A 13,921-nucleotide genomic window follows, 5' to 3' on the forward strand; every position below is an offset into this window, starting at 1 on the left:
GGCCGGGATGGCGCTGAAATCCGGCCACAGGCTGTAAAGCAGTTCGTCATTACGCAGGACGTAGCAAATTTGCTGCTCGTCATCGAACGGGTTTAAGGTTTCCATTACTTGCTCCTTAAGCATGAAGTTGGCTGGTAGATGGTTGATGCTCACTATGGCGGCTAGCCTTATCCGACCAATGTGCCTGCAAACCATCGAGTAAGCCGCCTCGCCAGCACAACGCATCGTGTCCGCCCTCTACCTGCCGATATTGCACCTGATGCCCGGTTTCACTTAACAGGGTCGCCATACGCTCATTAACCCGGTGGACCAGCTTTTCATGCGTCCCAGCCTCTAAAAATACCTTCAGCTTGCCGCGCGCGCCTAACTGCAGGTCTTCTACCTGGCGGATCAACCAGCAGGCATCCTCAGGCACGGTGGGCAGTTGCAACATATCGCGGCGTGGCCACCAGAAAGAGCCCGATTGACTGATGGTGGCACCAAAATATTCCGGCCAGCGCAGACCAGCATAGAGCGAACCCAGGCCGCCAAAGCTTTGCCCCGCTACCACGGTGCTGGCAGCCTCACGGCTGTGTGGTGCCCAGTCGGCCAACTGCGGTAATAACTCTTCCTGTAGGGCCAACCAAAACTCATCGTTGCAAGTCAGTTCCCGCGCACGGTGTTGCTGGTCGATCACATCAATCAGCAGGTAGACCGCCTCTGGCAGTTGGCCAGTTCGCGTCAGGTGCATCAGCGGATCCCAGACCGGCATCTGATTGGCCCAGAATTGGCCGTCCAGCAAAATAGCCAGTGGACGCGCCGCCGGGTTACTTTCACCGGTGGAGTAGACCCAGACGTGGCGGGAAGTGCCCAATCGCTGGCTATGCCAGGTATGGCGTTGCAGTTTGGCAGGAGGTGCAGGGGTACAGCGGCCACTGGTCACGGCATAGTTGTCAAAGTCTCGCCAGGCTGGCTGTTGGGGAGCCAGTGGCATATGCAGGCCAGAGAGATAGTGCTCCCCCACTCCGGGCCAGGAGCGGTAAGGGTTAAGCAGATCGTAAGTTGCGCTGGCAAACACCCGTTGCCACCAGTGGCGGGTAGCGTGCATGTTGGCGTGAGCATTGTCGCTCAGTGGTTCGAACGGACGATCGTCCATGCTGGGGATAAAACAGTAGCTACCCCGCCAATCGCCTTGCAGCTCGATTTGCCAATACCAGACGTCCGATCCAGTGAGCCGTTGCAGGCTCTGCGGGGGCGACGCTTGATGGTGATCGGTGAGGCAGTTGATATGGATCCAGACTCGTCGATAAGCCGAGGTCAGTTCACTTCCCTGAGGGTCGCGCCACAAGAACGTCACCTTCCATCGCCCAGTATCCAGCGGCTCCACCAAGGGGGTGCCACGCCGGGCGATATCCAGCCACCAACCGTGGCTCCCTGCATGCTTACTCGCCAATAACGTACTGCTTGCTGGTTGTTGTTCAGTTTTCAAAACGCCCACTCATTGTGTTGTTGGCAAGGCACGCCGTGCGACTCACCGGTTCCCAAATGCCAAACGGTATAAGGAATACTATTGATAATTATTTGCATTTGCAATAGTGTAGAGAAGCTCGAAATAGAGCGGGCATTCTTCAACAGGGATGGATGCCGAATTATTGAGCGGGATCTTGCTGCCAGTCAGCCTGGCCTCTGGGTTTCGTAACTATTTTCGACTACACAATAAAACTACAACAAACCGTTCCGTTACCGGTTGTCACACAGCGCCGCATCAGGAAGGGTTGTTAGGTAGGAACCTCAAAATGAATCGGAAGTTATCTCGTTATTCTTTAGCCACACTCATCGGGTTAGGATTGGGCACGTCTGCATTTTCCGTTACGGTCAATGCCGAGCAAACGGCCACCTCCTCAGACAGCGCCGCGCTGCCTGAGAAAAGCAACAAAGAATCCGCCGCTGAAGATGTCATCGTAGTCACCGCCGCTAAACAAAACCTTCAGGCTCCTGGCGTTTCCACCATCACTGCCGAAGAAATCAAAAGACGCCCTCCCGCTCGTGACATCAATGAGCTGATCCGTACCATGCCGGGGGTCAACCTGACCGGTAACTCCACCAGCGGCCAGCGGGGTAACAACCGCCAGATCGATATCCGCGGTATGGGGCCAGAAAATACCCTGATCCTGATCGACGGTAAACCGGCCAGCAGCCGTAACTCGGTGCGCCAGGGCTGGCGTGGCGAGCGTGATACCCGTGGCGACACCGCCTGGGTGCCACCAGATATGATCGAACGTATCGAAGTGCTGCGTGGCCCAGCGGCTGCACGCTACGGTAACGGTGCGGCAGGTGGCGTAGTCAATATCATCACCAAGAAAACCACCCAAGATCTGCATGGCTCGCTAAATGGTTATTTCAACGTACCGCAGCATAAGGATGAAGGCGCAACCAAGCGCACCGATTTCAGCCTCTCCGGCCCGCTAAGCGATCAACTGAGCTTCCGTCTGTTCGGTGGCTACAGCAAAACGCAGGCCGACGCTTGGGATATCAACCAGGGGCATCAGTCCGAACGTACCGGCTCCTATGCCAATACTCTGCCTGCCGGTCGTGAAGGGGTGGTCGACAAAAATATCGATGCCTTGCTGAGCTGGGAATTCGCTCACCTGCAATCGTTGGATTTCCAATATGCCTATGGCCGCCAGGGCAACCTGTACGCCGGGGATACCCAGAACACCAACACCAATGCGCTGGTGCAGAGCAACTACGGTAACGAAACCAACCGTATGTATCGTGAAACCTATGCGGTCAATTATCGTGGCGCATGGGATAATGGCGTCAGCACTACCAACTATGTCCAATTTGAGCGCACGCGTAATACCCGTTTAGCTGAAGGATTGGCCGGGGGCACCGAAGGGATCTTCGCCAACGACAGCTACAACACCACCCGTCTGGATAATCTCCTGGCGCACAGTGAAGTCAGCATTCCGTTTGATATGTGGGTACCGCAAACCGCCACGCTGGGTACCGAGTGGAACCAGCAGAAGATGAAAGATCCTTCTTCGACCACCCAGTCGATGACCGAAGGTGGCGTCATTCCAGGCATCGATGCTACCAACCGCAGCCCGTACTCTTCGGCCAAAATCTTCTCACTGTTTGCCGAGAACAACGCCGAGCTGACGGACACTACCATGCTGACCCCAGGTCTACGCTTCGATCACCACTCCGAAGCCGGTGATAACTGGAGCCCGTCGCTTAACCTGTCGCAGGAGTTAGGCGATCTGTTTACCCTGAAAATGGGTATCGCCCGTGCTTACAAAGCACCGACCTTGTTCCAGAGCAATGGCAACTATGTGCTTTACAGCCGTGGGCAAGGCTGTGCCGCCAGCGGTGGGGCCTGCTACCTGATCGGTAACGACGATCTGAAAGCGGAGAACAGCATCAATAAAGAGATCGGATTGGAATTCCACCATGAAGATTGGTTGGCTGGCATCACCTACTTCCGCAACGATTACCGCAACAAGATCGAAGCCGGTTATGCTCCGATGGGCACCGCCGCCAACGGAAAAACCGATATCTACCGCTGGGAGAACGTGCCTAAAGCAGTGATCCAGGGCCTGGAAGGCACATTGAACGTGCCGGTTAGCGAAACGGTAGCCTGGAACAACAACGCCACCTATATGATTGAGAACGAGAATAAAACCACCGGTGATTACCTGTCGATTATTCCCAAGTTCACCATCAACTCAACCTTGAGCTGGCAGGCCACACAGGATCTATCAATGCAAACTACCGCGACCTGGTACGGCCGTCAAAAGCCGAAGAAGTATAACTACCGCGGTGAGCCAACCACTGGGCCGGAAACTCGTGAGGTCAGCCCTTACGCTATCTTTGGCCTGAGCGGCACCTACGCGTTTACTAAAAATGTCAGCGTGACCACGGGGATCGACAACCTGTTCGACAAACGCCAGTTCCGTTCCGGTAACTCGCAAAACGTGGGTAACCCAATTACCGGGGCAGTCAATATCTACGGTGCTGGCGCAGCAACCTATAACGAACCGGGCCGCACTTACTTTATGAGCCTGAATACCCAGTTCTGATAAATCGAGCTGGTGGGTTTGTCAGCAGTCTAGGCGCGGCGCTTATGCCGCGCTTTTTTTGCCATTTTCGCCATCACGCAGTTGCCCGTTTCAGGTTACAGTAGCGGCAACAAAGGAGCATTGATGGCACTGTTGATGATACCAGAGCAACAAATTATTGATTGGTTACGCCAAGATAGCGAACGTATGCAGGCCCTATGCACCGCCCGGCGGCTCGGGCTGAACGATTGGTGCCTGGGTGCAGGCTTTGTGCGTAATCTGGTGTGGGACCGGCTGCATGGCTTTACGGCCAGTACGCCGCTCAACGATATCGATGTGATCCATTTCGATTCACGCCATAGCGATGCCGAGCGCGACCAGATGCTGGAGTCGCGCCTGTTGGAATGGTCGGCACAGCCTTGGTCGGTAAAGAATCAGGCGCGTATGCACCTGCGCAGTCACCGAGCCCCCTATCGCAACAGCGAAGACGCCATCAGTTACTGGACGGAGATCGAAACCGCGGTAGGTGCCAGATTGCAGGCCGACGACAGCATCCAACTCATCGCCCCTTTTGGCCTACAGGCCTTGTTCAACCACACCATCACTTTCAACCCCAAGAGCAACAACCTGGCCGCTTTCGAACAGCGCGTAGTGGACAAGCAGTGGCTTGCACTCTGGCCGCAGCTAAAACTGGCGCCAAGCTAAAGTTTTGCCGCGATTTGCCGATACCTCTGGCAAGCTACCTGGGAGGATTGCATGTCGACCAACATTACCATGATTGTGCCCATCAAGAACCCGATTGCCGGAGTCCGCGAGGTGTTTACCGCCACCGGTAAAGGCGGGGCTGCATTGATGTCGGCACCAGTTAACAATGCCCCTGAAGGGGGGAAAGCCAAGAAAACCGAGACTGATACACCTGTGGCCCCAAAAGATAGCAGCGCGGCCTCACGTATTTCAGCGCTATTTAAGCAGATCCAGAATCTGCAGCAAAAGCTCGTTGAGCTGCAAAACTCGGATGGCGATGCTAAACAGATCGAACAGCAAAAACAGCTGATCATGAGCCAGATCCAAATGCTCCAGGCTGAGATCGCGCGCATTCAGAAACAAGAAATGGAAAAGCAGCAGGAAGAGCAGATGGCCAAGGCCATGAGCGGTGATGGCGTCAACCGCCCGACGGCCGCCAACGCCGTGGACGTTTATATCTAGACGATGAAGGGCGCAACCTGGCGTTACGCCCATCAACTCAGCTTTTCTTCAGGGGTTTGATCAGGTGATCCAGCCCTTCAATTTTAATCGCCAACGTCATTTCCATCAGCATTCCCAGTCTACCGTTGGGGAATTCGCCCTTACGGGCGAACCACAGCAGATACTCTTCCGGCAGGTCGATCAGCACCCTGCCCTGGTATTTGCCAAAGGGCATCACGGTGTTGGCGATTTCAATCAGGTTCTCTTTTTCCATCAGGCCCCCAACAGGCGGATCATCTCCGCCTCGTCGATCACTTCGATCCCCAGTTCCTGTGCCTTGACCAGCTTGGAACCAGCGGCCTCACCAGCGATCACCAGATCGGTTTTCTTGGATACGCTGCCGCTGACCTTGGCCCCCAGCGCGGTCAGCCGATCTTTGGCTTCATCGCGGGAAAGCTGGCTGAGAGAACCGGTCAGCACCACGGTTTTACCGGCAAACGGGCTATCGATTTCTTCGGCAACCACCACCACCGGCGCTGGCCAGTTGATGCCGACTTCCGGGCTGGTCAGCTCGGCGATCACCTGCTGGTTGTGTGCTTCAGCAAAGAAGTTCACCACGTGGCTGGCCACCACCTCGCCCACATCCGGTACCTGTTTTAACGCGTCCAGATCCGCCTCTCGCAGCTTCTCCAACGAGCCAAAATGCGCCGCCAGACCGGCTGCCGTGGCCTCTCCTACCTCACGAATACCCAACGCATACAGGAAGCGCGCAAAGGTGGTCTGTTTGGCGGTGCTCAAGGCATTGACCAGATTCTGTGCCGATTTTGGCCCCATGCGATCCAGCCCGGTGAGAATACCGGCGGAAAGACGGAACAGGTCGGCTGGCGTTTTAACATATTCTTTATCGACCAGTTGTTCGATGATTTTATCGCCCATGCCGTCAACGTCCATCGCCCTGCGGGAAACGAAGTGCTTCAGCGCCTCTTTACGCTGGGCACCGCAGATCAGCCCGCCGGTACAGCGCGCAATGGCTTCGCCTTCCACCCGTTCCACATCGGAACCGCACACCGGGCAATGCAGTGGGAAGACCACTTCACGCGCGTCCTGCGGGCGGCGATCTTCGATCACCCCGACCACTTTCGGGATCACATCCCCGGCGCGGCGTACGATCACCGTGTCGCCGATGCGCAGGCCAAGGCGTTCGATTTCATCGGCATTATGCAGAGTAGCATTACTGACTATCACTCCGGCCACCAATACTGGCTCAAGGCGCGCGACCGGCGTAATCGCACCGGTGCGCCCGACCTGGAACTCCACTTCACGCACCACGGTGATCTGCTCTTGTGCCGGGAATTTGAACGCCGTGGCCCAACGCGGTGCGCGAGCAACAAAGCCCAAAGATTCTTGCAGATCGATATCGTCGATCTTCACCACCACGCCATCGATATCAAAGCCAAGATTGATGCGGTCCTGCTCTACCTGACGATAAAACGCCAGCACCTCATCACTACCGGTGCAAAGCTTGACGCGATCGCTCACCGGCAAGCCCCAGGCTTTGAACTGCATCAGGCGTTGCCAATGGCTGCGCGGTAACTCGCCCCCTTCCAACAGGCCAACGCCGTAGCAGAAGAAGGTCAGCGGGCGCTTGGCTGTGATACGCGGATCAAGCTGACGCAGCGAGCCCGCCGCCGCATTACGCGGGTTGGCGAAGATTTTGCCGTCTTTGCGGCGCGCCTCTTCGTTCATCTGTTCAAAACCGGCATGCGGCATAAAGACTTCACCACGCACTTCTACCCGGCGCGGAATATTGTCACCGGTCAGGCGCAGCGGAATAGCGCGGATAGTGCGCACATTAGAGGTGATATTCTCTCCGGTGGTGCCATCGCCTCGCGTTGCGGCACGTACCAGTTCGCCATCTTCATACAACAGGCTGACGGCCAACCCGTCCAGCTTCAGCTCACAGCAGAAGGTCAGCGGCTCGCTGCTTTTAAGGCGATCCTGCACGCGCTTGTAAAACGCCAGATAGCTCTCTTCATCAAAAACGTTGTCCAACGACAGCATCGGCACTTCATGGCGCACCTGATCAAACGCCGCCAAGGGGGCGGCCCCGACGCGCTGAGTCGGCGAATCGGCGGTGATCAGTTCAGGATGGGCCTCTTCCAGCTCACGTAGCTCACGCATCAGGCGATCGTATTCCGCATCCGGGATCTCCGGCGCATCGAGTAGGTGATACTGATATTCGTGATGGCGCAATGAGGTGCGTAGTTGATTGATTGTTTCGTTAATCGATGCCATGGCTCACCATCAAAGATAAAAAACCCCCGGCTGGCGGGGGTTCTGGATTACGGATTATGCAGTGCACTGGCAACCGGTCAGGCGTTGTTTTCCAACACTTCGCGGATGCGTGCTTTATAGGTTTCCAGCTTTTGCGGGGTCATCATGCGGCGCTCATCATCAAGCACCACGCCACCCACATCGTCGGCAATACGTTGTGCCGATTGCAGCATCAGCTTGAAGTTCTGATTGGCGTCGCCGTAGGACGGCACCATCATAAACATCGATACGCCCGGCGTGGAGAAATCGGACATCATTTCCGGATCGAATGACCCAGGCTTGACCATATTGGCCAGGCTGAACAGCACAGGGCCGCTGCCTGCCGGGCTGATATGGCGATGGAAGATCCCCATCTGGCCAAATTGGAAGCCCGCCTGCAGCACGCTCTGTAGCAACACTTCACCCCCGATCACGCCGCCTTGATGGGCAGCAACGTGCAGCACCAATACGGTTTCCTGCAGTTTCGCCGGTTTCAACGGTTCCGGCTGCGGTTCACGCACAGGTTCTGCATGCTGGAAGGCAGGCTCTGGCGCAGAAGCCGGAGGCATATCGTCAACGCGCGGCTCACGACGCACAACAGGTTGCTGCGGCTCTTCGTCCTCGTCCTGGGCATAGTTATCCAGCAGGATGTCATCGTAGTCCGGCCGCTGGGAGAGCGGCGCGGGCTGGGCTGGCCGAGGCGCAGGTTGAGCTGGCCTTGGTGCAATCACCGGCTCTTCGCGTGCGACATCGATATGGCCCATTGATGGCTCATCCTCAACTTCAGCGCGAGTGGCACGGATACGTACCTCTCCCACGCTTTCGGCAGGATCATCAAGTGGAGTAGGTTCACGCTCATTTTTCGAGCGTTTGGCTGGGCGATCGCGAAAAAGGGACGAGCGTTCCTTACGGCTGGTCCAAAGACCATGTAATAACAACGCTATTATGGCGATCGCGCCAACAACGATTAATATCAGACGCAAATCCTGCATCATTGCTATCTCTGTTGTTCCAAGACATTGCCACCGCGGCAAACATTCACTCTTTAACTCTATTTGCCCGCAGGCACAAGTGCAAGTCCGTGCTGAACTTTATGCCAATAAAGATGATTATCCGGCATTTTTTTGCTGTTTTTTCAGCCAATGTGGCTCTAGCCAGTGGAAAATCAACCCTATATGATAGGTTTGCCTGTTAAGCCAAAGAGAAAATATCAAGATATGTCCTATGTGCCTCCCCCTGTCGGATCCACCAACGGCTTCCATTATTTTGCCCAAGGCTGGCGCCTGATTTCGCGCCCGGGAATCAAACGCTATGTCGTCTTGCCGTTGCTGGTGAACGTGCTGCTGATGGGTTCTGCCTTTTGGTGGCTATTCAGCCAACTGGGCGACTGGATCCCCAGCATGATGAGCCATGTGCCAAGCTGGCTGCAGTGGCTGAGTTATTTACTCTGGCCGATGGCGGTCATTTCCGTGCTGTTGGTGTTCAGTTATCTGTTCAGCACCATCACCAACCTGATTGCCGCCCCGTTTTGCGGACTGCTGGCGGAACAGCTCGAAGGCAGCCTGACCGGCAAACCGCTGCCGGATACCGGCATGCTCGGCGTGGTCAAAGATCTGCCACGCATCATGTCCCGTGAATGGCGTAAGCTGATGTATTACCTGCCGCGCGCGTTGGGCCTGCTGTTGCTCTATTTTATACCGGGCATCGGCCAAACGCTGGCACCGGTGCTGTGGTTCCTGTTCAGCGCCTGGATGCTGGCTATTCAATACTGCGATTATCCGTTTGATAACCACAAGGTCAGCTTCGCTGAGATGCGTCAGGCATTGCGTCAGAACAAAACCGACAACCTGCAGTTTGGCGCGTTGGTCAGCCTGTTCACCATGATCCCCATCCTCAACCTGGTGATCCTGCCGGTGGCGGTATGCGGTGCCACGGCGATGTGGGTCGACCATTATCGTGCACAATTTGTTCGTCACTAACGACTTATCTGAGGGCGCTTCGTGCGCCCTTGCTATTGTGATTAAAACTTATTCTCTAATAACATATCGATATACCAATTCTTTACTTCCCTGCCGAGACCGTTAGCGTATGCTTTCGATGTTCCCTACATTTCATAGAGTTATAAGGACGGACCATGAGCAAGATTTACCAAGACAACTCATTAACAATCGGCCATACGCCGCTGGTTCGTCTGAACCGTATCGGCAACGGACGCATTCTCGCCAAGGTTGAATCTCGCAACCCGAGCTTCAGCGTCAAATGCCGCATCGGTGCCAATATGATTTGGGATGCCGAAAAACGTGGCATTCTGAGCGCAGGCAAAGAGCTGGTGGAGCCAACCAGCGGCAACACCGGTATCGCCCTGGCGTTTGTCGCCGCGGCACGGGGTTACAAGCTCACGCTGACCATGCCGGAAACCATGAGCATCGAACGTCGTAAACTGCTCAAGGCGCTGGGTGCCAATCTGGTGCTGACCGAAGGTGCCAAAGGCATGAAAGGGGCGATCGCCAAGGCCGAAGAGATTGTGGCTACCGATCCGAACCGCTACATCCTGCTGCAACAGTTCAGTAACCCGGCCAACCCGGAAATCCACGAACAAACCACCGGCCCGGAAATCTGGGAAGATACCGATGGCGAGGTCGATGTCTTTATCGCGGGCGTCGGTACCGGCGGTACGCTGACCGGCGTCAGCCGCTTTATCAAGAACACCAAGGGCAAGGCCATCACCAGCGTGGCGGTTGAACCGACTGACTCACCGGTCATCAGCCAGGCGCTGGCAGGGCAGGAAATCAAACCTGGCCCACACAAAATCCAGGGCATCGGTGCCGGTTTCATTCCTGGCAACCTGGATCTGAGCCTGGTTGACCGCGTTGAGCAGATCACCAACGATGAAGCCATCAGCATGGCACGCCGCCTGATGGAAGAAGAAGGCATCCTGGCCGGGATTTCTTCCGGTGCCGCCGTGGCGGCCGCGGTCAAACTTTCCCAAGAAGCCGACTTTACCGACAAGACAATTGTGGTTATTCTGCCTTCTTCAGGTGAGCGCTACTTGAGCACCGCTTTGTTTGCCGATCTGTTCACCGAACAGGAACTGCAGCAATAGCGCAAACAGTGCACAAATAGCTAAAAAAGCACCTCTTCAGGTGCTTTTTTTGTGGACTGGATCAAAGTTTACACCACTCAACGATTGATTTTCGCCGCTGGCTTTAGTATTTAAGCGGTCAATTATTTCGATGCGCAAAATTAATCACCTTCCTGCCATTGTTTGAGCTGAATCGATTTACTCATTTGTCGCTCCAGCGATAAACACGGCATAATGGGGAGCTGATTGAAACAACGCCAGATGCTCGGATTTTTTGATCTGAAATGCTTAAAGCGTCGTTTTATGTTGCATCAACGCTCGCCCCTGTACCATAGTCAGGCGCTAACCAGACAAGCTAAAACCACGCCGTTAGGCTAAACTTTAGCTCCACAACCTTAAATCCGATAAGTTGGGGAAACATCAATGTTCCAGCAAGAAGTGACTATCACCGCTCCGAATGGTCTGCACACTCGCCCTGCCGCTCAGTTCGTAAAAGAAGCCAAAGGCTTCGCGTCTGACATCACCGTGACTTCCAACGGCAAGAGCGCCAGCGCCAAAAGCCTGTTTAAGCTGCAAACTCTGGGCCTGACCCAAGGGACAGTAGTCACCATCGAAGCCGTTGGTGAAGACGAGCAGAAAGCCGTTGAGCACTTGGTAAAACTGATGGCAGAGCTTGAGTAATCGGCCCGTCTTTTTAGTTAACACCAGTCAAGAGTAAGGTAGGGTTATGATTTCAGGCATTTTAGTATCACCGGGTATCGCTTTTGGTAAGGCTCTCTTGCTGAAGGAAGATGAAATTGTCATCAACCGGAAAAAAATCTCTGCAGACCTTGTAGAGCAGGAAATCTCACGTTTTCTGGCAGGCCGCGCCAAAGCGTCTGAACAGTTGGAAGTAATCAAAACCAAGGCAGGCGAGACCTTCGGCGAAGAAAAAGAAGCGATCTTCGAAGGCCACATCATGCTGTTGGAAGACGAAGAGCTTGAGCAAGAAATCATAGCCCTCATCAAAGACGATCTGGCGTCTGCCGATGCGGCAGCCTACACCGTGATCGAAGGCCAGGCGAAAGCGCTGGAAGAATTAGACGACGAATACCTGAAAGAGCGCGCGGCGGACGTGCGTGATATCGGTAAGCGTCTGCTGCAAAACATCCTGGGCCTGGCGATTGTCGATCTGACCGCCATTCAGGATGAGGTGATCCTGGTCGCGAAAGACCTGACACCGTCAGAAACCGCACAGCTGAACCTGGACAAAGTGCTGGGCTTCATCACCGATTTGGGTGGCCGTACTTCTCACACTTCGATCATGGCTCGCTCCCTGGAACTGCCCGCTATCGTTGGCACCAGCGACGTGACCACCCAGGTAAAAAACGACGATTACCTGATCCTGGATGCGGTTAACAACAAGATTTACGTCAACCCGACGGCCGAAGTCATTGAACAGCTGAAAGCGGTTCACGCCCAATACGTCACCGAGAAAAACGATCTGGCCAAGCTGAAAGACCTGCCGGCGATCACGCTGGACGGGCATCAGGTTGAAGTCTGTGCCAACATCGGTACCGTGCGAGACGTCGCCGGTGCAGAGCGCAATGGCGCCGAAGGTGTCGGCCTGTATCGTACCGAATTCCTGTTCATGGACCGCGACTCACTACCAACCGAAGACGAGCAGTTCTCGGCTTACAAGGCCGTTGCGGACGCCATGGGCTCACAGGCAGTCATCGTCCGTACCATGGACATCGGCGGCGATAAAGACCTGCCGTACATGAACCTGCCAAAAGAAGAGAACCCGTTCCTGGGCTGGCGCGCGATCCGTATCGCGATGGACCGCCGGGAAATCCTGCACGCTCAGCTGCGCGCCATCCTCCGTGCGTCCGCTTTCGGCAAACTGCGCATCATGTTCCCGATGATCATCTCGGTGGAAGAAGTGCGCGATCTGAAGGGCGAGCTGGAAACGCTCAAAGCGCAGCTGCGTGAAGAAGGCAAAGCCTTTGACGAAAGCATTGAAGTGGGCGTGATGGTGGAAACACCGGCCGCAGCAGTGATTGCTCGCCACCTGGCGAAAGAAGTCGACTTCTTTAGTATTGGGACAAACGATTTAACCCAGTATACTCTGGCAGTAGATCGCGGCAACGAGCTGATTTCTCATCTCTATAACCCGATGTCCCCATCAGTGCTTGGCCTGATCAAACAGGTTATTGATGCATCTCACGCAGAAGGCAAGTGGACCGGTATGTGCGGCGAGCTGGCTGGCGATGAGCGTGCTACACTGTTGCTTTTGGGCATGGGGCTGGATGAGTTCAGCATGAGTGCGATTGCAATCCCGCGCATCAAGAAAATTATTCGTAATACCAATTTCGAAGATGTGAAGGCATTGGCAGCGCAGGCCTTGGAACAACCAACGGCACAGGATTTGATGAACTGCGTCAATAAGTTCATCGAAGAAAAAACGCTCTGCTAAAATTCCACGACACTGGAACGCCGCCCAATTTAATGCTTAGGAGAAGATCATGGGTTTGTTCGATAAACTGAAGTCTCTGGTTTCTGATGACAAGAAAGACATGGGCACTATCGAGATCGTCGCTCCACTTTCTGGCGAAATCGTCAATATCGAAGATGTACCGGACGTCGTATTCGCCGAGAAGATCGTTGGCGATGGCATTGCTATTAAACCTGCTGGCAACAAAATGGTTGCTCCGGTTGACGGCACTATCGGTAAAATTTTCGAAACCAACCATGCGTTCTCTATCGAATCTGATAGCGGCATTGAGCTGTTCGTGCACTTTGGTATCGACACCGTTGAACTGAAAGGCGAAGGCTTCAAACGCATCGCGGAAGAAGGCCAGCGCGTCAAGAAAGGCGATGTGATTATCGAGTTCAATCTGGCCCTGCTGGAAGAGAAAGCCAAGTCTACCCTGACTCCGGTGGTTATCTCCAACATGGACGAGATCAAAGAGCTGATCAAACTGTCCGGCAGCGTTACCGTTGGCGAGACTCCGATCATCCGCATCAAGAAGTAATCGCGGTTCGATCGTAAAAATGGCGCCTTTATCGGCGCCATTTTTCTATCTGAGGCTTCTGCAAACCCACACTGTGCTCACAACGCTGGGGCTGTTAAACGGGCGCAACATGCGGCGCCCCTACGGCCGTACATGTACGCCCCCTGCCAATCACTGCGCTACCAACGGCTCCGCTTGCAGCTCCTGTTGCTGTTGCTGCCTTTCACGCTCCAAGGCCAATACGCCACGATGTGACAGATAGCAGAACAAGATGCAGCACACCACGCCGCCCATCAGCAGATAAAAGC

General features: G+C 54.9%; 14 protein-coding genes. 8 read left to right on the top strand and 6 right to left on the bottom strand.

All coding sequences use genetic code 11. From position 1 onward, the window contains the following. The coding region (locus ACLQ7H_RS12405; RefSeq protein ID WP_411752937.1) for an MbtH family NRPS accessory protein at window positions 1-105 on the bottom strand (105 nt) is incomplete at its 3' end. Window positions 106-115: 10 nt separating this feature from the next. Beyond that, complete coding sequence (gene fes, locus ACLQ7H_RS12410) at window positions 116-1,468, bottom strand: enterochelin esterase (RefSeq protein ID WP_411752931.1); 1,353 nt, start codon at window positions 1,466-1,468, stop codon at window positions 116-118. A 307-nt stretch (window positions 1,469-1,775) separates the two neighbouring features. Between fes and ACLQ7H_RS12415 the strand changes: the two genes are divergently transcribed. The 3 genes from ACLQ7H_RS12415 (at window position 1,776) to ACLQ7H_RS12425 (ending at window position 5,246) form a co-directional block, all read left to right on the top strand. Further along, a complete protein-coding gene (locus ACLQ7H_RS12415) occupies window positions 1,776-4,061 on the top strand; it encodes a TonB-dependent siderophore receptor (protein ID WP_411752932.1) in 2,286 nt (761 codons plus the stop codon). A 135-nt stretch (window positions 4,062-4,196) separates the two neighbouring features. After that, a complete protein-coding gene (locus tag ACLQ7H_RS12420) occupies window positions 4,197-4,745 on the top strand; it encodes a nucleotidyltransferase family protein (RefSeq protein ID WP_411752938.1) in 549 nt (182 codons plus the stop codon). A gap of 51 nt (window positions 4,746-4,796) precedes the next feature. Continuing rightward, window positions 4,797-5,246, top strand: a complete 450-nt coding sequence (locus ACLQ7H_RS12425) for a FlxA-like family protein (protein ID WP_024485232.1) — start codon at window positions 4,797-4,799, stop codon at window positions 5,244-5,246. A gap of 37 nt (window positions 5,247-5,283) precedes the next feature. Here ACLQ7H_RS12425 and ACLQ7H_RS12430 read toward each other — a convergent pair whose 3' ends face one another. From ACLQ7H_RS12430 to zipA, 3 genes are all read right to left on the bottom strand, one after another. After that, window positions 5,284-5,499, bottom strand: a complete 216-nt coding sequence (locus ACLQ7H_RS12430; protein WP_021178683.1) for a DUF3820 family protein — start codon at window positions 5,497-5,499, stop codon at window positions 5,284-5,286. Beyond that, window positions 5,499-7,520 (bottom strand): NAD-dependent DNA ligase LigA, encoded by a 2,022-nt coding sequence (ligA, locus tag ACLQ7H_RS12435; RefSeq protein WP_411752933.1) that lies wholly within the window; start codon window positions 7,518-7,520, stop codon window positions 5,499-5,501. The genes ACLQ7H_RS12430 and ligA overlap by 1 nt, the downstream gene beginning before the upstream one ends. 77 nt (window positions 7,521-7,597) lie before the next feature. After that, window positions 7,598-8,533, bottom strand: a complete 936-nt coding sequence (gene zipA / locus ACLQ7H_RS12440) for a cell division protein ZipA (protein ID WP_411752934.1) — start codon at window positions 8,531-8,533, stop codon at window positions 7,598-7,600. A 222-nt stretch (window positions 8,534-8,755) separates the two neighbouring features. On the opposite strand from zipA, the gene cysZ reads away from it, so the two are divergent. From cysZ to crr, 5 genes are all read left to right on the top strand, one after another. Then, the gene (gene cysZ / locus ACLQ7H_RS12445; protein ID WP_411752935.1) at window positions 8,756-9,517 is read left to right on the top strand and encodes a sulfate transporter CysZ; all 762 of its coding nucleotides are present in this window, start codon (window positions 8,756-8,758) and stop codon (window positions 9,515-9,517) included. Window positions 9,518-9,672: 155 nt separating this feature from the next. Further along, complete coding sequence (gene cysK / locus ACLQ7H_RS12450; protein ID WP_025122278.1) at window positions 9,673-10,641, top strand: cysteine synthase A; 969 nt, start codon at window positions 9,673-9,675, stop codon at window positions 10,639-10,641. Window positions 10,642-11,043: 402 nt separating this feature from the next. Further along, window positions 11,044-11,301 (top strand): phosphocarrier protein Hpr, encoded by a 258-nt coding sequence (ptsH, locus tag ACLQ7H_RS12455; protein ID WP_021178688.1) that lies wholly within the window; start codon window positions 11,044-11,046, stop codon window positions 11,299-11,301. Window positions 11,302-11,347: 46 nt separating this feature from the next. Next, the gene (gene ptsI, locus ACLQ7H_RS12460) at window positions 11,348-13,075 is read left to right on the top strand and encodes a phosphoenolpyruvate-protein phosphotransferase PtsI (RefSeq protein ID WP_411752936.1); all 1,728 of its coding nucleotides are present in this window, start codon (window positions 11,348-11,350) and stop codon (window positions 13,073-13,075) included. 49 nt (window positions 13,076-13,124) lie between these two features. Further along, window positions 13,125-13,634: a PTS glucose transporter subunit IIA gene (gene crr / locus ACLQ7H_RS12465; RefSeq protein WP_021807057.1), complete on the top strand. Its 510-nt coding sequence runs from the start codon at window positions 13,125-13,127 to the stop codon at window positions 13,632-13,634. A 150-nt stretch (window positions 13,635-13,784) separates the two neighbouring features. On the opposite strand, the gene ACLQ7H_RS12470 is transcribed toward crr, so the two are convergent. Continuing rightward, window positions 13,785-13,921, bottom strand: a 137-nt coding sequence (locus ACLQ7H_RS12470) for a hypothetical protein (RefSeq protein WP_411752939.1), incomplete at its 5' end; no start/stop codon positions are given.

Origin of the sequence: Serratia sp. (in: enterobacteria) (genome assembly GCF_046715635.1) — a bacterium.
GTDB lineage: Bacteria > Pseudomonadota > Gammaproteobacteria > Enterobacterales > Enterobacteriaceae > Chania.

Coding starts and splice junctions, on each gene's coding strand:
- cysZ (WP_411752935.1), top strand. CDS start 8,756: ATGTCCTATGTGCCTCCCCCTGTCGGATCCACCAACGGCTTCCATTAT.
- ACLQ7H_RS12415 (WP_411752932.1), top strand. CDS start 1,776: ATGAATCGGAAGTTATCTCGTTATTCTTTAGCCACACTCATCGGGTTA.
- ptsH (WP_021178688.1), top strand. CDS start 11,044: ATGTTCCAGCAAGAAGTGACTATCACCGCTCCGAATGGTCTGCACACT.
- ligA (WP_411752933.1), bottom strand. CDS start 7,520: ATGGCATCGATTAACGAAACAATCAATCAACTACGCACCTCATTGCGC.
- crr (WP_021807057.1), top strand. CDS start 13,125: ATGGGTTTGTTCGATAAACTGAAGTCTCTGGTTTCTGATGACAAGAAA.
- ACLQ7H_RS12420 (WP_411752938.1), top strand. CDS start 4,197: ATGATACCAGAGCAACAAATTATTGATTGGTTACGCCAAGATAGCGAA.
- zipA (WP_411752934.1), bottom strand. CDS start 8,533: ATGATGCAGGATTTGCGTCTGATATTAATCGTTGTTGGCGCGATCGCC.
- cysK (WP_025122278.1), top strand. CDS start 9,673: ATGAGCAAGATTTACCAAGACAACTCATTAACAATCGGCCATACGCCG.
- ACLQ7H_RS12425 (WP_024485232.1), top strand. CDS start 4,797: ATGTCGACCAACATTACCATGATTGTGCCCATCAAGAACCCGATTGCC.
- ptsI (WP_411752936.1), top strand. CDS start 11,348: ATGATTTCAGGCATTTTAGTATCACCGGGTATCGCTTTTGGTAAGGCT.
- ACLQ7H_RS12430 (WP_021178683.1), bottom strand. CDS start 5,499: ATGGAAAAAGAGAACCTGATTGAAATCGCCAACACCGTGATGCCCTTT.